The sequence below is a fragment of the Bacillus sp. MBGLi79 genome, assembly GCF_002953915.1.
On sequence record NZ_CP026521.1, the window covers coordinates 1,666,138 to 1,686,698 of the forward strand.

Annotated in this window: 19 protein-coding genes; 12 read left to right on the plus strand and 7 right to left on the minus strand. The window is 40.6% G+C overall.

From position 1 onward, the window contains the following. Positions 1-50: 50 nt before the first annotated feature. The 3 genes from mcpC to C1T29_RS08485 all read left to right on the plus strand — a co-directional run bounded on the left by mcpC (position 51) and on the right by C1T29_RS08485 (position 4,191). A complete protein-coding gene (mcpC, locus tag C1T29_RS08475) occupies positions 51-2,018 on the plus strand; it encodes a methyl-accepting chemotaxis protein McpC (RefSeq protein WP_103748831.1) in 1,968 nt (655 codons plus the stop codon). Positions 2,019-2,166: 148 nt separating this feature from the next. Beyond that, positions 2,167-3,033 carry an NAD(P)-dependent oxidoreductase gene (locus tag C1T29_RS08480; protein ID WP_103748830.1) on the plus strand — a complete coding sequence of 289 codons (867 nt, stop codon included), beginning with the start codon at positions 2,167-2,169 and terminating at the stop codon, positions 3,031-3,033. Between the two features lie 267 nt (positions 3,034-3,300). Then, positions 3,301-4,191 (plus strand): Vgb family protein, encoded by an 891-nt coding sequence (locus C1T29_RS08485; protein WP_095431412.1) that lies wholly within the window; start codon positions 3,301-3,303, stop codon positions 4,189-4,191. Between the two features lie 404 nt (positions 4,192-4,595). On the opposite strand, the gene C1T29_RS08490 is transcribed toward C1T29_RS08485, so the two are convergent. Continuing rightward, the gene (locus tag C1T29_RS08490) at positions 4,596-5,369 is read right to left on the minus strand and encodes a CAP domain-containing protein (RefSeq protein WP_103748829.1); all 774 of its coding nucleotides are present in this window, start codon (positions 5,367-5,369) and stop codon (positions 4,596-4,598) included. Positions 5,370-5,705: 336 nt separating this feature from the next. Between C1T29_RS08490 and C1T29_RS08495 the strand changes: the two genes are divergently transcribed. Beyond that, positions 5,706-7,826 carry a peptidoglycan D,D-transpeptidase FtsI family protein gene (locus tag C1T29_RS08495; protein ID WP_142393695.1) on the plus strand — a complete coding sequence of 707 codons (2,121 nt, stop codon included), beginning with the start codon at positions 5,706-5,708 and terminating at the stop codon, positions 7,824-7,826. Between the two features lie 167 nt (positions 7,827-7,993). Further along, entirely contained in the window at positions 7,994-9,814 is a 1,821-nt protein-coding gene (gene kinA / locus C1T29_RS08500; RefSeq protein ID WP_014663782.1) for a sporulation histidine kinase KinA, read from the plus strand. Between the two features lie 10 nt (positions 9,815-9,824). Here kinA and C1T29_RS08505 read toward each other — a convergent pair whose 3' ends face one another. Further along, positions 9,825-11,006: an aminotransferase A gene (locus C1T29_RS08505; protein ID WP_103748828.1), complete on the minus strand. Its 1,182-nt coding sequence runs from the start codon at positions 11,004-11,006 to the stop codon at positions 9,825-9,827. 201 nt (positions 11,007-11,207) lie between these two features. After that, positions 11,208-11,369, minus strand: coding sequence for a hypothetical protein (locus C1T29_RS08510; protein ID WP_003245246.1), 162 nt, complete (start codon positions 11,367-11,369; stop codon positions 11,208-11,210). Between the two features lie 204 nt (positions 11,370-11,573). Between C1T29_RS08510 and cheV the strand changes: the two genes are divergently transcribed. Then, a complete protein-coding gene (cheV, locus tag C1T29_RS08515; protein ID WP_040083284.1) occupies positions 11,574-12,485 on the plus strand; it encodes a chemotaxis protein CheV in 912 nt (303 codons plus the stop codon). A gap of 43 nt (positions 12,486-12,528) precedes the next feature. Here cheV and C1T29_RS08520 read toward each other — a convergent pair whose 3' ends face one another. From C1T29_RS08520 to C1T29_RS08535, 4 genes are all read right to left on the minus strand, one after another. Beyond that, positions 12,529-12,993: a YkyB family protein gene (locus tag C1T29_RS08520; RefSeq protein WP_003232406.1), complete on the minus strand. Its 465-nt coding sequence runs from the start codon at positions 12,991-12,993 to the stop codon at positions 12,529-12,531. Positions 12,994-13,117: 124 nt separating this feature from the next. Further along, positions 13,118-14,410 (minus strand): MFS transporter, encoded by a 1,293-nt coding sequence (locus C1T29_RS08525; protein ID WP_071580632.1) that lies wholly within the window; start codon positions 14,408-14,410, stop codon positions 13,118-13,120. A gap of 75 nt (positions 14,411-14,485) precedes the next feature. Then, a complete protein-coding gene (locus C1T29_RS08530; RefSeq protein WP_080488100.1) occupies positions 14,486-14,980 on the minus strand; it encodes a L,D-transpeptidase family protein in 495 nt (164 codons plus the stop codon). Positions 14,981-15,037: 57 nt separating this feature from the next. Continuing rightward, on the minus strand, positions 15,038-15,898 hold the full coding sequence (locus C1T29_RS08535) for a metallophosphoesterase (protein WP_103748827.1): 861 nt from the start codon (positions 15,896-15,898) through the stop codon (positions 15,038-15,040). A gap of 143 nt (positions 15,899-16,041) precedes the next feature. On the opposite strand from C1T29_RS08535, the gene fadH reads away from it, so the two are divergent. The 6 genes from fadH (at position 16,042) to cbpB (ending at position 20,522) form a co-directional block, all read left to right on the plus strand. Continuing rightward, positions 16,042-16,806: a 2,4-dienoyl-CoA reductase gene (gene fadH, locus C1T29_RS08540; RefSeq protein ID WP_103748826.1), complete on the plus strand. Its 765-nt coding sequence runs from the start codon at positions 16,042-16,044 to the stop codon at positions 16,804-16,806. Positions 16,807-16,868: 62 nt separating this feature from the next. After that, positions 16,869-18,092, plus strand: coding sequence for an EAL domain-containing protein (locus C1T29_RS08545; RefSeq protein WP_103748825.1), 1,224 nt, complete (start codon positions 16,869-16,871; stop codon positions 18,090-18,092). Between the two features lie 648 nt (positions 18,093-18,740). Further along, entirely contained in the window at positions 18,741-18,980 is a 240-nt protein-coding gene (locus C1T29_RS08550; protein WP_003218671.1) for a YkuJ family protein, read from the plus strand. A 111-nt stretch (positions 18,981-19,091) separates the two neighbouring features. Further along, positions 19,092-19,610, plus strand: coding sequence for a ribonuclease H-like YkuK family protein (locus C1T29_RS08555; RefSeq protein ID WP_014663792.1), 519 nt, complete (start codon positions 19,092-19,094; stop codon positions 19,608-19,610). A 133-nt stretch (positions 19,611-19,743) separates the two neighbouring features. Continuing rightward, a complete protein-coding gene (abbA, locus tag C1T29_RS08560; RefSeq protein ID WP_010886502.1) occupies positions 19,744-19,941 on the plus strand; it encodes an AbrB antirepressor AbbA in 198 nt (65 codons plus the stop codon). A 137-nt stretch (positions 19,942-20,078) separates the two neighbouring features. Beyond that, complete coding sequence (cbpB, locus tag C1T29_RS08565; protein ID WP_208945649.1) at positions 20,079-20,522, plus strand: cyclic-di-AMP-binding protein CbpB; 444 nt, start codon at positions 20,079-20,081, stop codon at positions 20,520-20,522. Positions 20,523-20,561: the final 39 nt, after the last annotated feature.

Below are 20,561 nucleotides of genomic sequence, written 5' to 3' on the forward strand. Positions count from 1 at the left end.
ATTCATTATTCAAACGAAAAGGCCGATATAGAAATTAGGAGGGGATTGGTTTGTTTAAAAAACTTCACATGAAAATTGCTGTTTTTGTTTCGATTATGTTAATCGTCACAGTTGTTCTTTTAATGCTGTCTTCTTATTTGACGCTAAAACCGATGATTACAGAGGATGGGAAAAATACAACTCAAAACGTGACGCAGTCACTTGAACAAAATATTGAATTGCAATTAAAGAGTTATGCCATTTCGTTATCAAGGCTGGCTAATGGGAAATTAACGCATACATTTGTAACGAAACCAAGTAAAGAAGCTGCTCGGCTGTTTAACGATGACATTAAGCAAATCAAAGATAATGATGATTATGTTGCGATGGCTTACATAGGCACCGCAAAAAAAGAAATGTTTACATATCCAAAAGCAGATTTCGCTGAGGATTATGATCCAACATCAAGACCATGGTATAAGCTTGCAGCTGAAGCCCCGGATCAAGTTGTTTGGACGGAACCTTATAAAGATGTCGTGACAGGAGACATGATTGTTACTGCATCGAAAGCGATCTTAGACAGGCAAAAAGTGATAGGGGTTGCCAGCTATGACTTGAAACTCTCTGCTATCCAAAGTATGGTCAATAAACAAAAGGTGCCTTACAATGGATTTGCCTTTTTAGCTGATGCGAGCGGCAATCTTTTAGCCCATCCGTCAAATCAAGGGAAAAATATATCAAAGGATCAAACACTGAAAACCATTGCGTCCGAGAAAAAAGGGATACAGGATGTGAATGGGAAAATGGTTGTGTATCAAACGATTGGTGAAACGGGCTGGAAGGTCGGAACGCAATTTGATACCGATCAATTAATGTGGATTTCAGATAAAATGAATCGGGCAAATCTGTGGATATCATTGATTGCGCTTATCATCACAATTATTCTCAGCTACTTCCTGGCCAAAACGATAACCGGTCCGATACAGCAGCTGATCGCTAAAACGAAAGCCGTTTCCGCAGGCGATTTAACAGTGCACGCGGAATCAAAATCTAAGGATGAAGTCGGTATTTTAACAAGGGACTTCAATCTGATGGTTGAAAATATGAAGGAAATGGTTGAGCAAGTGAGGATCTCTTCAGGGAAGGTATCTGATACCACTGAGCAATTAACGGCTGTCTCTGCAGAAACAAATGAAACAAGCGGACAAATTGCAAAAGCGATTGAAGAAGTAGCTGCAGGGGCATCGGAACAAGCTTCTGAAGTTGAAACCATTAATGAAAAATCAGAAAGCCTGTCAATGAAAATCAGACAAATCGCTGAGGAGGCAGGCGGAATAAAAGAACGCTCAAAATCGTCCGAGGATGCGAGCTATAAAGGACTTGACGCACTCGGCCAGCTGCTGATGAAGTCAAACGAAGCCAACATGGAAACAAAAAAGGTCGAAACGATGCTGCTGGATTTAGAAAATCAAACTAAGAATATTGAAGAAGTCGTTACGGCGATTTCAAACATATCTGATCAAACCAATTTGCTTGCTTTAAATGCCAGCATTGAGGCAGCCAGAGCGGGAGAAAGCGGCCGCGGTTTTGCCGTTGTAGCTGATGAAGTGAGGAAGCTAGCTGAGCAATCAGCCCTCTCTACAAAGCATATCAGTGAGACTGTGAAGCTTATCCAGCTTGAGACAAAAGAGGCCTCTCATGCAATGGTTGAGGCAAGCAGAATGAACGATGAACAAAACAGTGCCATTCACGAGACTGGAGAGGTGTTAAACACGATAACTTCGGAAATGCAGTCACTGGTGCAAGGCATTGATCACATTTACGCAGAAATTCAAAGAATGAGTGAAGAACAGCTCGCGATTTCTGAAGCGATTCAAAGCATTTCAGCCATATCACAGGAATCAGCTGCCGCAGCAGAGGAAGTGAACGCATCAACTGATGAACAGCTGATCACTCTTGATAAAGTCAAACACTCAACAGACACGTTAAAACATGCAAGCCAAGAGCTTATGAAAACAATCACAAAATTCACATTATAATCCAAAAAATCCCTAAAACACGATATGTTTTGGGGATTTTTTATTTTAAGAGTCTACTCTATGATGTAGAGTTATGGTAGTCTAGAAAATGAAGGAAAAATGATAAATTTTAACTAAAATCTAAACGAAACATCTGGGAGGAATGACCTTGAAAAAAACAATTGGTTTTATCGGTCTTGGAGTAATGGGAAAAAGCATGGCAACACATATTCTCAATGACGGCCATCCTGTATTGGTGTACACCCGGACAAAAGAAAAAGCAGACAGCATCCTGCAAAAAGGCGCGGTATGGAAAGAAACGGTCAAAGATCTTTCGAAAGAAGCGGATGTTATCATTACAATGGTCGGCTATCCCAGTGATGTTGAAGAAGTGTATTTCGGAACAAGCGGAATTATTGAAAACGCAAAAGAAGGAGCATATCTTATTGATATGACGACATCTAAGCCCTCGCTTGCGAAGAAGATTGCTGAAGCGGCCAAAGAAAAAGCTTTATTCGCTTTAGACGCTCCTGTTTCAGGCGGAGATGTCGGTGCACAAAACGGAACACTCGCCATTATGGTTGGTGGAGAAAAAGAAGCTTTTGAAGCCTGCATGCCGATTTTCTCTTTAATGGGAGAGAATATTCAGTACCAAGGACCGGCTGGAAGCGGACAGCATACCAAGATGTGCAATCAGATTGCAATTGCAGCTGGTATGATCGGTGTTGCTGAAGCAATGGCATACGCTCAAAAATCAGGCCTAGAGCCGGAAAATGTCCTGAAAAGCATCACAACGGGCGCAGCGGGAAGCTGGTCATTGTCAAATCTTGCTCCCCGTATGCTGCAAGGCAACTTTGAACCAGGATTTTATGTAAAGCATTTTATTAAAGATATGGGAATTGCGCTAGAGGAAGCAGAACTAATGGAAGAAGAAATGCCAGGCTTATCGCTTGCTAAATCCTTATATGACAAGCTTGCTGCACAAGGTGAAGAAAACAGCGGAACACAGAGTATATATAAACTTTGGGTGAAATAAAAAGACTTCCTGTATCCTGCAGGCAACCATCAGGCTGTCGTGATAATCTCGACAGCCTTTTTCTGGGCGCTAGGTGGTAAAACAGAAAAATACCACTTGGAAATGCTTATTTGTTTTGTTTATTATGAGATAGGATTATGGTGTAATGTTTTTATTTATGACGAAATCGGCGCCTATTTAGGTATGAACGTAAGTATTGCCTCCTATTACAGAACAGTGAGAATAGGAGGCTTTTTTGCAGATTATATTGAAGGGGGGAATTAAGTTATGGAGCTTGAACAGCAAGAAATAAGTATTTTACATTCTGATTCTGGCCCATACGGGATAGCCATTTCACACGAGGGAAAAGTATGGTTTACCCAACATAAAGCTAACAAAATAAGCTGTATTGATAAGAAGGGAAAAATTCAAGCGTATACGATTCCGACACCTGATGCTGGGGCCATGTGTTTAACGGTGTCTTCAAAAGGTGATATCTGGTTTACAGAAAATAGAGCTAATAAGATAGGAAAACTGACCGAAAAAGGGCAATTTAGAGAATATCCATTACCGCATCAACATTCAGCCCCGTATGGGATTACGGAAGGTCCAAACGGCGATATCTGGTTTACTGAGATGAATGGAAATCGTATAGGAAAATTGACGATAGAGGGCAAGATTTATGAATATGAACTGCCTAATGAAGGATCATACCCTTCTTTTATTACATTGGGTTCAGATGATTCGCTTTGGTTCACTGAAAACCAGAATAATGCTATCGGCAAAATAACTGAATCAGGAGAGGTAACGGAGTTTCCAATTCCGACACCGGGAGCAGGACCAGTTGGTATTACAAAAGGGCATGATGGTGCACTTTGGTTTGTAGAAATCATGGGGAATAAGATAGGTAGGATTACAGTTTCAGGTGACATAACTGAATATGATATTCCATCACCAAATGCACGTCCTCACGCTATCGCTGCAGGGCGAAAATCCGATTTATGGTTTACCGAATGGGGAGGAAATAAAATCGGAAGGCTGACAAGTGATCACAAAATTGAAGAATATACAATCAACACACCTCATGCTGAGCCTCATGGAATTGGATGCGCTAATGATGGAACAGTATGGTTTGCATTAGAATGTAACAAAATAGGAAAGCTAAGATTAACCACATAATAGAATAGAGGCCGCCCTTTGTACCTCAGGCTGTCGAGAAACCTCGGACAGTCTCTATTTCCCTATCATATAATCAAAGAAAGGCTTTAAAGAATGATGTCTTTCTCTGTTCCTCACAAAAAACTGCGACGAAGCCTATATTGCTCAGACTGAAAATTTTTCCTTAATTGCAGAAAAGGTCAATTCTATCAAAGGCATATTTGCTATGGAAGGTGGAAAACAAAACGGATTGTGAGTGAACAAATTTCCAGAATGTAAAGAAGCATGCCGCATCCTATCCTTGCTTGGCTGGCGGCTTTTTCTATTTCTGCATCAAAAATATGAATAAAGTAAAAAAGCTTGCAGAAAAAACATGGTTTTTTCTGCAAGCTGAAGATTACCTGTATCGTACAAGAAATTTTTTATTATTTACCGATGAATTGTTGTGTCCAGATGCTTCCAGACTCAACGTAGCCAACACCGATGTGAGTAAAGTTAGGGTTTAGAATGTTTTTTCTGTGTCCTTCACTGTTCATCCAGGCTTTTACTACTTCTTCAGGTGTCTTTTGGCCTTTCGCAATGTTTTCACCTGCTGTTTTGTAGCTGATTCCGAAAGATTTCATCATATCAAACGGTGAGCCATAAGTTGGGCTTTGGTGATCAAAGTAGTTTTTGTCTTTCATATCCTGAGATTTTGCGCGTGCAGATTTGCTTAACGTTTCATCAATTTGAAGCGGTTTTAAGCCTTGTTTTTGTCTTTCTGCATTTGTAAGCTCAACAACTTTTTTCTCATATGCACTTACAGATGAAGGTGCAGATGTTGTTGTGTTTGTTTTTTCAGCAGTTTCAGGTGCTTTAGAAGCGGTATTTTGATCAGCAGCTGCTTTTTCAGTAGTTTTTTGCGCCGGTTTTGCCGTTTCTGTCTTTTGAACATCCTGAACCTTCATGTTAGATTGCTTCGCATGTTTTTGAAGAAACTGCTTAATCTCTTTTTCGTTTGCAGCGTTTAACGTTTTAATATTTGTGTTAATATGCAGTTTTTTCACTGCATCGTTAAGTGACATGTTTTGTACTGTGTTCCCCGTTTTTACTGTTACCACAGACTGGCAGGAGAGTTCTTTCGCTGATGCTTGCTGTACGCCTCCGAATGTGAATAATCCAACCGCAGCGGCAGCAGATAAAATAAATGCTTTCTTCATTAGTTCGTAACCTCCTAGAGTTGTTTGTTTCTACAAAAAAATCATAACATAGCTTTTTTGTCATAAAGACTCCAGCACTTTCCTTTGACAAATGGAGATTGTCATTTTCGTAAAGTAAATCCGCTGAATCGCTAAGAATAAAGAAGTCAGCAGCATTTATGGTTTTATCGTACTGTTACATATCTTCCTTTTTTTTGAATCGTTAGTTATATTTTAATGTGTTTTTATGTTGACAGCTTTTTTTACTCCTTTTCGCTGTAACAACTATTACAAAAGTGTTACAATTAATCTCAGTATATGTAAATATATTGAATGATTTGAGAGGGGTAACCAGAAGTGACTGAAATAGGACGTGAACCAAAGAAAAAGAGCAAAGGAAACAGAGCAATCAGAATGAACCTTTTTTTCCTAGCTGTCTTTGTTTTATTCACTGCATTAATTTTTAAGCTCGGGGTCGTTCAAATTGTTGAAGGCGAACAGCATGAAGAAGACGCTGAGAAATCAAATGCAAAAACAGCTTACTATCCTGCTCCTCGCGGGAAGATGTACGACAGAAACCAGAAAGTTGCTGTCGACAACCAGAGCGTTCCAGAAATTGTGTATGTATCAACATCTAGCACAAAAACCGAAGATAAAATCAAAACAGCGAAGCGGCTTGCTGCTTTCATTCATATTGATACCGAATTTTTGAAGGAAAGGGATCTGCGTGATTACTGGATCGCAGCTCATCCGAAAAAAGCCGCCGCCCTGCTTAAGGAATCGGAAAGCAATCTGAAAGGAGCCCAGGCTTACAAGCTTCAACTAGAGCGTGTTCCGGATCAAGAATTGAAGGCTATTCAGCAAGATGACGAAGAAATGGAAACGGCTGCGATATATACAAGGTTCTCAAGCGGAAATGCTTACGAACCTCAAATCGTAAAGGCAATGAATCCAAATGAAAGCAATAGCAATGGAAAAAACGGAGCGCTGCTTGATGAGAAGAAAAACTCCTCGCAGAGACCCAAAAATGACTTAACATATGATGAAATTTCAATTGTTTCTGAGCATTTAGAAGAGCTTCCGGGAATCGACATTGTAAACGATTGGACACGAAAATATCCTTATGACAAAACCCTTTATTCCGTTTTCGGGGGCGTTACGACACCTGATCAGGGCCTGCTGAGCGACCGGAAAGATTTCTATTTAACAAGAGGCTATGCGAATAATGACAGGGTGGGAAAAAGTTATTTAGAGTATCAATATGAAGATTACTTAAATTCGCATAAAGAAAAAGTGGAATACGTAGAAGACAATAAAGGAAATGTCGTCAGTCAAAAAACCATTGATAAAGGCAGCAGGGGATACGATCTTCAGCTTTCCTTTGACATGGAGCTTCAAGCAAAGATGGAAAAGATCATTGAAGAAGAAGTGAGAAACAGCCGCGCACGCGGAAATTACATGCTGGACAGAGCTTTTGCCGTAATGATGGACCCGAATAACGGCGATATTTTATCGATGGCAGGGAAAAAGATAGACTTAAAAACCAACAAAATTGAAGATTATGCGATAGGGGCATTTACCACCCAATATGAAATGGGCTCAGCAGTGAAGGGCGCCACCGTGCTGGCCGGCTATCAGGACGGAATTCCGCATTATAAATATTTTGTGGATACACCTCTTTATTTGGCTGGGTACGGTAACAAACCAAAGAAATCCTACATGAACATGGGAACCATCAATGAATTAACAGCTTTGCAAAAAAGCTCAAACGTATACATGTTTAATGTCGCCATGCATATTGCCGGTGTTACATACAAGCCGCATGGACCTCTTCCCGCTGACCAGAAGGATTTAAACAAGATGAGAAATTACTACAGCCAATTTGGTCTGGGTGTAAAGACAGGTATTGATCTTCCGCAGGAATCAGCCGGCATGCAAACTACACCTGATGCGGTGGGGGGGTTAATTTTAGACTTGGCTATTGGACAATACGATACATATACCCCCCTTCAAATGGCGCAGTACATCTCTTCCATTGCCAATGGCGGGTATCGCATTCAACCAAGAATTGTTACAAGTGTTCATGAGCCCAGCAATAAAAAGGGCCTTGGGAAGACCATTGAACAAAGAAAGCCAAACATTCTCAATAAAATTAACAACTCAGAAAGTGACATACAGCAAGTAAAGACCGGAATGAAGCTCGTTACAACCTCAGGGACAGCTAAAAATACGTTTACAGAAGATGTATCAGGGAAAACAGGAACAGCGGAAACATTTTACTACGGCACGAATCGCAATTGGTGGGGGAAAAAAACATATAATCTTACATTTGTTGGTTATTACCCATCGGAAAATCCCAAAGTCGCTTTTAGTGTCGTTGTTCCCTCAGTAAGGGATGATGATAAGATCAATAAAATTATTGCCAAAAGAGCTATCCACGCCTACGCAGAGCTCGAAAAAAAACACAGTAAAAAATAAAAAACAGGGTGCACAACGAAAAGATTGTGTGCCCTTTCTTTTATTCAAAAATTGACGTTCACCATAAGAATAGAAGGAGAATACTCATTTTCTAGCGAATCATACTAGGTAAAAGTCAATCTGTATATGTCGAAAAAAACACGATGATCATGCAAAGGAGGGATTCTGTGGAACAGGATACGCAGCATGTTAAACCATTTCAAACGAAAACCGATATTCATGCAGTCTTGGCCTCTAATGGACGTATCATTTATATATCTGCCAACTCCAAACTGCATTTGGGCTATCTCCAAGGAGAGATGATCGGATCATTCCTCAAAACGTTTTTACATGAGGAAGACCAATTTTTAGTTGAAAGCTATTTTTATAATGAACATCATCTGATGCCGTGCACCTTTCGTTTTATTAAAAAAGATCACACGATTGTGTGGGTGGAGGCTGCAGTAGAAATTGTTACGACAAGAGCTGAGCGGACAGATCGGGAAATCATTTTGAAAATGAAAGTTCTTGAAGAAGAAACAGGCCATCAATCTCTAAACTGCGAAAAACATGAAATCGAGCCTGCAAGCCCGGAATCGACTACATATATAACGGATGATTATGAACGGTTGGTTGAAAATCTCCCGAGTCCGCTATGCATCAGTGTCAAAGGCAAGATCGTCTATGTAAACAGCGCGATGCTTTCAATGCTGGGAGCAAAAAGCAAGGATGCTATTATTGGCAAATGGTCCTATGAATTTATTGAGGAAGAATATCATGATATCGTGAAAAACAGGATTATACGAATGCAAAAAGGAATGGAAGTCGGAATGATTGAACAGACGTGGAAAAGGCTTGATGGCTCACCTGTTCATTTAGAAGTGAAAGCATCCCCGACCGTCTACAAAAACCAGCAGGCTGAGCTGCTGCTGCTGATCGATATCTCTTCAAGAAAAAAATTCCAAACCATCCTGCAAAAAAGCCGTGAACGATATCAGCTGCTGATTCAAAATTCAATTGATACCATTGCGGTGATTCACAATGGAAAATGGGTGTTTATGAATGAATCGGGAATTTCCCTGTTTGAAGCGGCTACCTATGAGGATTTAATTGGCAAAAACATATACGATCAGCTGCATCCTTGCGATCACGAGGATGTAAAAGAGAGAATCCAAAACATTGCCGAGCAAAAAACAGAATCAGAAATTGTCAAGCAATCCTGGTTCACCTTTCAGAATAGGGTCATCTATACGGAGATGGTCTGCATTCCGACGACCTTTTTTGGTGAAGCGGCCGTCCAAGTCATTCTTCGGGACATCTCAGAGAGAAAGCAAACAGAAGAATTGATGCTGAAATCGGAAAAATTATCAATCGCAGGCCAGCTCGCGGCGGGAATCGCCCACGAGATCCGCAACCCGCTTACAGCGATCAAAGGATTTTTACAGTTGATGAAGCCGACAATGGAAGGAAACGAGCATTACTTTGATATTGTGTTTTCTGAACTCAGCCGCATTGAATTAATACTCAGTGAACTGCTCATGCTTGCGAAACCTCAGCAAAATGCTGTCAAAGAATATTTGAACTTGAAAAAATTAATTGGTGAGGTCTCAGCCCTGTTAGAAACACAGGCAAATTTAAATGGCATTTTTATTAGAACCAGCTATGAAAAAGACAGCATTTATATAAATGGGGATCAAAACCAATTAAAGCAGGTATTCATTAATTTAATCAAAAATGCAGTTGAATCAATGCCTGATGGGGGAACAGTAGACATTATCATCACCGAGGATGAGCATTCTGTTCATGTCACTGTCAAAGACGAAGGGGAAGGTATACCTGAAAAAGTGCTAAACCGGATTGGAGAGCCATTTTTAACAACAAAAGAAAAAGGTACGGGGCTTGGATTGATGGTGACATTTAATATCATTGAAAACCATCAGGGAGTCATACATGTGGACAGCCATCCTGAAAAAGGCACAGCGTTTAAAATTTCATTTCCAAAAAAATAAAAACAACGGCTTAAACGCCGTTGTTTATCGTCTGCATTGATTCCCGTTTTTTTAATACAAATAATTCTAAACGATCCAAGCCTTCTCTCAGCGTGTCCATTGAGCATGCAAAAGACAGCCTTACATATCCTTCACCATATGTTGAGAACGAGCTGCCCGGCACGAGTGCCACGCCAGCGTCTTCCAAAAGAGCCATACTAAAATCAAATGAAGTCATTCCAAAGGATTTAATAGATGGGAAGATATAAAACGCACCGGACGGTTTAACAACGTCAATTCCCATGGAAACAAGACGGTCATATACATAATCCAGACGTTTTTTGTATTGTTCTCTCATAATTAGTGCATCGTCAAAACCGTTTGTGACAGCTTCAAGCGCGGCTTTTTGAGAAATGGATGAGGCACATGACACATTGTATTGATGAACCTTTAAAATGTGCTTTGCGATGTCTTTCGGTGCGAATAAAAATCCAATTCTCCAACCGGTCATGCTGTGTGATTTTGATAACCCGTTAATGACAATCGTTTGATCCCGCAAATAGGTTGCGATGGAATAATGCGGTCTGTCATATGTTAATTCACTGTATATTTCATCAGACAATACGAAGACACTTCTGCCTTTTAAAAGAGCTGCGATACTTTTCAGCTCTTCTTCAGATAAAGTCACGCCAGTAGGATTTGACGGATAAGGAAGCACGACACACTTAGTGTTAGGTGTCAGCGCATCTTCAATCAGCCGGGCAGTAAGCTTAAAGCCGTGTGACGTAGTATCAACAATAACAGGCTTGGCCCCGCATAAATTGATAATAGGTTCATAGCCTGGATAAATAGGTCCTGGCATAATCACTTCATCACCAGGAGACAAAATCGTCCGGAATGCAGCATCAATGGCTTGGCTTGCACCTGTTGTGATGATAATTTCAGATTCAGCATCATAGTTGAAATCCGCTTTTTTCTTCATATAAAGCTGCACAGCTTGTCTCAGCTCCAGGTAGCCGGCATTCGGTGTATATGACGTCACGTTTTCATCAATGGCTTTTTTTGCGGCAGCTTTCACATGATGCGGCGTGAAAAAATCAGGCTGGCCGATTGTAAGCGAAATGACGTCTTCGTGTTGGGCTACAAGATTCGAGAATTTGCGTATTCCTGAAATTTCAATCTCTCTTGCTTTCGGATTCAGCAAATGTTCCATAATTCATCACCTTAACAAATATAATGAGTTTATCCTATTTTACCACTAGCTGATTATTTGTCACCTTTTTAACTGATATATTTCGATTGTATGCGCCTTATTTCTAAACATACCTTTCTTTTCAGAAAAAAAGAAGACAACCAGCGATTTGATTGTCTTTATTGTATCATGTTCTATTATTGTTTATATGTGCCAATTTCATTAATAGCCATAATCAAAATGAAGGTCTTCGTGCCAAATCAGATACGGGGGATGCTCTTCTTGAAGGTCAGCTGATTCTTTCTTCATATTCAGGTAAGTTTCTTCACTGATATCTTCTAAAACAGTCATTTCGTTTTCTTTAAATATTACTAAGGTACCCATTATTTACACCCTTCTTTGGAAAAATCCTTGACTATTTTATCACTGTTAGTTGGAAAGTCAATGGTTATTAGGAAAAAAGTTTCTTTTTTGAGGAACGCGGCTTAATTGCTCTTGGAATTCGATTTTGAAGAGTCGCCATTCACTTTTTACAAATTCCGCCGATATATACAGTACAATACTGAATGCGAATAGCGAGGGATTGAATTGTCGTTACAACAATACGAAATTTTATTGGATTCTGGTACAAATGAATTGGAAATTGTGAAGTTTGGCGTGGGTGAAAATGCTTTCGGGATTAACGTCATGAAAGTAAGAGAAATTATTCAGCCTGTCGAGGTGACATCAGTGCCTCACTCCCATCAGCATGTAGAAGGAATGATTAAACTCAGAGGAGAAATCCTCCCAGTGATCAGCCTTTTCTCGTTTTTTGGAGTAGAGCCTGAAGGGTCAAAAGATGAGAAATATATCGTAACGGAATTTAATAAACGGAAAATTGTTTTTCATGTCGGCTCTGTGTCTCAAATTCACAGAGTATCATGGGAAGCGATTGAAAAGCCGACATCGTTAAATCAAGGAATGGAGCGGCACCTTACCGGAATTATTAAGTTTGAAGACCTGATGATCTTTTTGCCTGATTATGAAAAAATTATTTATGACATCGAATCAGATTCAGGTGTGGACACGTACAATATGCATACTGAGGGCTTCGATGAAAGAAGAACTGAGAAAAAGCTTATCATTGTAGAGGACTCACCTCTTTTGATGCGACTCTTGCAGGATGAATTAAAAGAAGCAGGTTACAACAATATCGCTTCGTTTGAAAACGGAAAAGAGGCATATGACTACATTATGAACCTTGCTGAAAACGAAACTGATTTATCAGAACAGATTGATATGATCATCACGGATATTGAAATGCCAAAAATGGACGGACACAGGCTCACAAAGCTGCTGAAGGAAAATCCGAAAAGCTCAAATGTGCCGGTTATGATTTTCTCATCTTTAATTACGGATGATCTGCGCCACCGCGGCGAAGTTGTAGGCGCAGATGAGCAAATCAGCAAGCCTGAAATCAGTGATTTGATTAAAAAAGTGGATACGTATGTTATCGAATAAATAAAAACAGCCGGTGCCCGGAAGAGGCACGGCTGTTTTTATTTTAAAAGTAACTCTCGCCAAGCTTTTTAAAGACAGGTTTGTGATAAGCTGGCTGCTGGCGATTAGGCACTAGCGGCTTTTCTTTCATGCCGACATATTCTTGCAACAGGTGTTTTGCTTTTGTTAAAGACATTTGAGCTTTAGGATTTCGGTACGATTGATTAAGTGTACCTAAATGCGGAAGATGTTCGAAGTCTTCTTTAGTTGGAGGCATGTGAAAATAGTAGTCTCCGATTGAGATAAGCACGTCCGATTGCTGTTGGCTGAACCTTGGATTTTTTGAAAAATGAAGCCCTATTTTCTTTCCTTTACCTTCTTTGACGAGCTTTTGCAAAGCACGTTTTTTCAGCAGATATAGGTATTTAGGGTTGGGGGCGGTTTTTGCATGGCGGTTCACAGTGTAAACTGCTTTTGAAAGATTTTCTACGGTTGGCTGCAGATCTTTCGTATATGCATGGTCGTCCATTATTTCTCTCCTTTGCTCTTATCAATTTCTATATGTTTAGATTATACTTTTTTAAAGTTGAAATGCAAATATTGAATGTGAAAATGCGATTTTTTCTGAGAAAAAATCGCATTTTTAACCTGCATTATACAGATCTTGCCTTCTTTTTCGGCTGTTCTTGAAATGCTTCCTGAACATTCACTTCCACAGCCTGAGCACTGTATTTTGGCAGTGCAATAAAATAAAAAATAAAAACGATCAGGATGATAACACCCATGCCGTAATAAAGATAATCAATGTTTGAAACGAACTTAGGGAATAACAGCGCCACTAAGCCGAGTGTCAAAGACTGTGCAAACATCATAAAAGGGTCCTGCATTCCGCTTACACGTCCCATCAGTTTTGGATGGACTATTTTTGGCATCCAACCTCCGATTGCAATGTTGATCGGTCCGATGCACATTCCCAGTGCAAAAGCTGCCGCGTAATACACCCATAAAATATTTGTGTAGCCAAGGACGAAGATCAGCAAACCTGCAATAAAAATCGGTATCGACATTAAAAAGTGGGGCTTCACTTTTTTAGAGATAATCGTGCCGATTACACTTCCTGCAAGCAGCCCAAACCCGAGTGCGATCGTAAATACAGACGTATGCCACTCATAGCGGTCAGGCGCCAATCCGTATTTCATTGTAAACATTGGCAATACGGCGAATCCTCCATTGACAAATCCAAAAATGAAGAAGCCGAAAATAAGAGATGCCAGCAATTTATTTTTTAAAATATAGAGAATGCCTTCTTTAAAGTCATTTATCGAATCTTTAACAGAAGTCTTTCTCCAGCTGAATGCACCGTTTGGCTGTCGGGCTTCTTTTGGAATCCGGCAGCTGCGGATCAGCAGTCCGGAAATGATGAAGCTGACAAAATCAAGAATAATGGCGCCTTCAATCCCGATTGTCTTGTACATAAAAGCGCCAATTCCGACTCCGAACACCATAAAAATGCTAAAAAGCATCTGGTTAAGACCGGCCGCTTTCGCATAATGCTCCTTCGGCAGAATGGCTTGTACCAAACTGTTTTCTGCCGGAAAGAAAAACTTCGTGACAGCGCTTCTGACAAATAAAATACAAAAAACAAGAGGAATATTGCCGGTAAATAAAGTGAAAAAAAGAACGACAGTCAGGCCTGCTCTGATCCAATCACAGTTTTCTGCTACCTTTTTTCTGTCGAACCGGTCCGCGACGACTCCGACGATCAGAAATACAAAAATGGTCGGAAGAGAATACATCAGCTCCGCCAAGGTCGTATATGAAGGCTGGCTGCTGAAGCGGTCCAGCAAGAAAAAAGCAAAGGCCATGTTGCCTACTGTCGTGCCCATTTGAGAAGCGAGTGCTGCGAAAAATAGATGAACAAAATTACGATTTTTAAATATATCCATAAAAACGCTCCTTACCCTAAAGGTCCCACTTTATCATATTATAAACCGCCTGTTTTTGAAACAAATAAGAAAACATTACCGGTTAATCAAGACTCTTGTTCCGTTTGGCACAATTGAAGCAAGTTCGATCACGTCTTTGTTTTGCATGCGAATGCATCCTTTAGAAACAGCCTTGCCAATCGAAGCTGGATTATTCGTTCCGTGTATTCCGTAGTGCTGCTTTGAAAGGCTTAGCCAATAAGCCCCAAATGGGCCGCCGGGATTACGCTGGCGGTTAATAATGTAAAACTGGCCAGTAGGCGTTTGCGTAAGTATTTTGCCAACGGCGATAGGATAGGTTTTTATTACCCGATTATTTTGGAACAGCGTTAGGGTCTTCGCTCCGATTGAGACTGCGATATGATACGGAATTGTATAAGGGTCCGGCAGTCCGGGGATGACGATGGTCTGTCCTGCGGTGAGCCCTGCCTGCAGTGACGGATTAACCTGGAGTAATGCAGCCGTGCTGATTCTGAAATCAGCCGCGATGCTGTTAAGTGTATCACCTTGCTTCACCTGGTACGTAAGCAGTTTCCTCATCCTCCTTTTTTTACTTATAAGTATTGATAAGGAGCCTATCCTGCTACATTAATTTGTGCTTTTTAAGGTAAAGACAGTGATTTCAGGCTTGGCCAGAAACCGCAAAGGCAGCCTGGTCATCCCGAGGCCGCGGTTGACGTAAATATGATTGCTGCCCGTTTGATACATTCCCTCTGTGTAGACTTTTCCATATGGAGGCGTAATAATCGGTCCGTAAAAAGGCAGCTGAATCTGGCCGCCGTGTGTATGGCCGGAAAGCTGAAGATTTACCGGATAATCTGTTGTTTTCAAGGCTGCATCAGGTTCATGGACGAGAAGAATGGAAAAAAGTCTGTCACTCAGCCTTGAAAGGATTCCTTCGTAATCTGGGTTACCCAGCATTAAGTCATCAAGCGATGCAATCTCGATTTCGCTGCCATCTGCGAGCGATAATGTTTGATAGCCATTCCGGTATACCGTAAAACCGCCAGCCGACATCAGGCTTTTGTAAACAGCAGTTCCATAGCCGCCGTGATCATGATTGCCGTAAATACAAAGCTTGCCGAAGGGGGCATTAAGCTTTCTCAACAATGGAATGACTGCCTGGTGGTTCTGATACGTATCAGGATTATCGATGATATCACCTGTAAAAACAATGAGATCAGGTTTCAATTCATTAATTGTAAGAATGACTGTTTTTAAATCTTCGAGTGTAAAGTAATCACTCAAGTGTGTATCACTGAACTGCACGATTTTAAAACCGTCAAATCCGTGCGGGATGAGAGAACTTTTTATTGTGTGTTCGGTTGTCTCAATCATATGCGGCTCTAAATATCTGGCATAGCCATAGCCTCCGCCGGCCGTTAAAGCCCCGGCAGCAAGAGCACCGAACATTCCTTTGAGAAATTGTCTTCTGGACATCTTTTTCATTTCAAACCAACCTTTAATAGAGTTTTTCTATTATATCATCTGTATCTGATAAAAATCTCATATCAGCATGTACTGACAGAGGAAGGGGTATAATGATAGAATAATATTGAATGAATACTCATTCACAACAGGAGGGGAGAAATATGGAAAAAAAGGCGGTTATCATTACCGGCGGGTCAAGCGGTATGGGAAAAGCGATGGCAAAAAAACAGGCTGAATTAGGATGGCACGTTATGGTGACAGGCAGGAACCATGAAGCACTTGAAGAAACAAAAAAAGAAATTCAGACCTTTGAGGGGCAGGTCGCCTGTTTTCAAATGGATGTCCGTTCTGATTCCGCCGCTTCAGACATGATTACAGAAGCGGTAAAAGTCTTTGGCGGGCTTGATGCGCTGATTAACAATGCGGCCGGTAATTTTATTTGTCCGGCAGAAAAGCTAACGCCCAATGGGTGGAAAGCCGTTATTGATATTGTTTTAAACGGTACCTTTTTTTGCAGCCAAGCCGCGGCAAGGCATTGGATTGACCAGAAGCAGCAGGGTGTCATTTTAAATATGGCAGCCACGTACGCTTGGGGAGCGGGAGCAGGGGTCGTTCATTCCGCTGCAGCCAAAGCGGGGGTATTGTCACTGACAAGAACGCTGGCCGTTGAGTGGGGGAGTCAATACGGCATCCGCACAAACGCGATAGCTCCCGGCCCGATTGAACGAACAGGCGGTGCTGAGAAACTATTTGAATCGGAAAAAGCAAAGGCTCGCACTATAAACAGTGTGCCGCTCGGCCGGCTTGGGACACCGGAAGAAATCGCCGCTCTGGCAGCATTTTTGCTTTCAGATGAAGCATCCTATATAAACGGGGATTGTATCACAATGGACGGGGGGCAATGGCTGAATCCTTATCCGTTTTAAGAATATTAATCTTTGGATTCAATGTGGTATAATCAGACAAAGATAGAGAAGCAGGTGATAACATGTTGGATCCACTTGATATTTTAACGAACATTGATGATGTCCTTCCATATTACCAGGCGATTTTCAGTGCCGAGGAACAGAAGATCGTCGGATATGAGGTGCTTGGACGAATTTTGGCAGATTCAGAAATCCAAAGTCTCGGGCCCTTCTTTTTAGACGCGGGGATACCCGAAGAATATAAATTAGAGGTTGATAACAGAATTATCCGCCAGGCTCTTGACCGCTTTTTAGAGGCCGATTATGATCTGCTGATTTTTATGAATCAGGATGCCAATCTGCTGATGCTGGATCATGGTGAAAGTTTTCTGGAGCTTCTGAAAGAATATGAAGCAAAGGGAATCGAACTCCACCGTTTTGTGCTAGAAATTACAGAGCACAATTTTGAAGGGGATATTGAGCAGCTCTACCATATGCTTGCATACTATCGTACATACGGAATCAAAATCGCAGTTGACAATATCGGAAAAGAAAGCAGCAACTTGGACAGAATCGCGCTGCTCTCACCAGATCTGTTAAAAATCGATTTGCAGGCGCTGAAAGTATCACAGCCATCACCGTCATATGAGCATGTGCTGTACAGCATCTCTTTATTAGCAAGAAAAATCGGGGCGGCGCTGCTGTATGAAGACATTGAGGCGAACTTCCAGCTTCAGTACGCCTGGAGAAACGGAGGCCGCTATTTTCAGGGCTATTACTTAGTGTCTCCATCTGAAACGTTTCTAGAGAGAGATGTATTGAAACATAGACTTAAAACTGAATTTCACCAATTTATCACACATGAGAAAAAGAAGCTGGAAACCGTCTATGAGCATTCCGAACAGTTTTACAAACGAGTGCATCAAGCTGTGACCTCTTTGAGAAAAAACAATTTGTCTTCTGATGATGATTTTATTAAAAAACTGGCGGAAGAGCTGACAGATTGCAGCTTTAGAATTTACATGTGTGATGGGGAAGGCGATCAGCTGACGGGAAATGTGTTTAAGCAAGATGGAGAATGGATTTATCAGCCGGAATATGCGGAGAAAAACTGGAGCTGGCGTCCTTATTTTTTGGAGAACATTATGCGAATGAGAAATCTCAGAAAAGGTTTTTTCAGTGATCTGTATAGTGATTTGGAAACAGGTGAAATGATTAGAACGTTTTCATATCCGATGGATGATCAAATGTATTTATTTATAGACTTGCCATATTCTTATTTATATGAGCAGGACGGACTGATTTAACGGCTGAAAGGCCGTTTTTTTTATGAATTGAAAAAAATATCAAAAAACGATTGACATTGATACTGAGAATCATTATCATTTAATTATAGAGAGAAGCTACTCTCTGTTCCCCAACCCCTCTATCAGATCAAGATCCGAAAAAACTTGGCGCTACCCCCGCCAAGTTTTTTTATTTGTCAAAGCATAGGACAATCCACTGAAACAATAAACCTAACTAGTGGTAAACGGTTAACACAGAAAGGAACATTCAGTGCCGAATACCTCTGACACTGCTGCACCAGGTTAGGCGGAAAATTCTCTGTGGAATGATTACGTATTTCATTCAAATTGTTTTATCACTTCTATCTGACTGCCAAGAGATATGGCCGCGTGGAATTTCACCTGCACATCAAAAAGAAGGTATTGACAAAGTTGCAAAAAGGTATTGTTATGCTGCAAGAATTCGAAAAAAATCTTAATTGTGTGCATGACATTCAAAAAAAGCCTCAAACTAAAGAAAAATCGTTTTTTTCGTTTTTTTTCTTTACTTAAATTCGACAGTGAAAATGCCATCCTGTCCGACTTTATGGTATGATGCTCAATAGAACTTGTATTATAATAAATACTTGTTGATTTGAAGTTGCTTTTTGAAAGGAGTCTTTTTTTAGAATGTCACAATTAATGGGTATCATCACACGGCTGCAAAGTCTGCAAGAAACAGCGGAAGCGGCTAACGAGCCAATGCAGCGTTATTTCGAAGTGAATGGTGAGAAAATATGCAGTGTTAAATATTTCGAAAAAAATCAAACGTTTGAACTGACGGTTTTCCAAAAAGGTGAAAAACCTAACACATATCCGTTTGATAATATCGACATGGTTTCAATCGAAATTTTTGAACTTCTTCAGTAAGATTCCTGAAATAGGAGGAAGGAAGCTTCCGCCTTTGCAAAAGTAATCGAAATAAACATGTAAGGAACATACTTGTTTCATGGTTGTAAATCCTTGAAAAGGAGTGTCGTGATGGCTGATTCTTTTCTGTTTTATAATCTTTCAGAAGCACAGATGACCTTTCAAGATGTGATGGAACGGCTTAAATCCTTTGTTCAAAAGGATCCCCGTTCTTCTTATGTGTTATCGATCGGAACCGATTCACAGGTTTACCGTGATTACACAAAGTTTATTACCGCATTGCATTTGCATCGTACAGGCAAGGGAGCTTGGGGCTGCTTGAAAAATCATACAGTCAACAGACCCATACATAGCCTTCGGGAAAAGATTTCGTTAGAAACGGCCTACAGCCAAGAAACGGCCGCTCATATTCTTGATGGACACTTAATGGATATTACCGATCTGCTCCTGCCCTTTGCCGGTGAGGGGGCGGATCTTACCTTTGAAGTCCACTTGGATATTGGGAAAAAAGGTCTTACAAAAGATCTGATCCAAGAAATGACAGGACGTATCACTTCCATGGGGATTGAGGCCAAAATAAAGCCGGATTCATACACTGCATTCAGCTATGCAAATCGTTTCACAAAATAATTCTGGCTGAAATGCCAAGGGGAATGTCGAATTATGCGGTTGACGTTTGTTTTCTGATTACTTATTCTAGCGGTAGAGCTGAAAGTAAGTTGTCTTGCTTTCAGAGGTATTCAGTATAAAACAGGGGGCCTGATTGCGAATGAGTCTTATCGGTGAACGATTTACAGAAGAAGAACAAAAACTTCTGCTGAATATCCTGATCAACCATGAGTATGCCATCGAGCTATTAAGCAGTGAGATCAACGATATAGAGACAGGGACCAAAAACGTTGACGGAACCACCTACAAAAAACTTGTAACGCTATACGACCGATTTCGATTTGAAAATTAATGGATCACCCTATAATTGATACTCCACAAAGAGTATCTTTTTTATTGAAAGGAAACTTTTCGACAAATACTGATAAAGTTTATATTATTGCAATATAGGGAATGTATTGATGATGAAAATGAAAAGGGGTCGAAAACATGATAAGCTTACAATCAGATCAGCTTCTTGAGGCAACAGTCGGACAATTTATGATTGAGGCGGACAAAGTAGCGCACGTGCAAGTCGGGAATAACCTTGAGCACGCATTATTAGTACTGACAAAAACCGGATACACAGCCATCCCGGTTCTGGATCCTTCCTATCGTTTACATGGATTAATCGGGACAAATATGATCATGAACAGTATTTTTGGACTTGAAAGAATTGAGTTTGAAAAGCTTGACCAAATTACTGTTGAGGAAGTCATGTTGACTGATATTCCGCGCCTTCATATCAATGATCCGATTATGAAGGGATTCGGCATGGTCATTAATAACGGATTTGTTTGTGTTGAAAATGACGAGCAGGTGTTTGAAGGAATTTTTACGAGAAGAGTCGTTTTAAAGGAATTGAATAATCACATACGCTCATTGAATAAGTAGTCTTTAAGGAATATTTTTATTATATTAACAGAGTAAAAA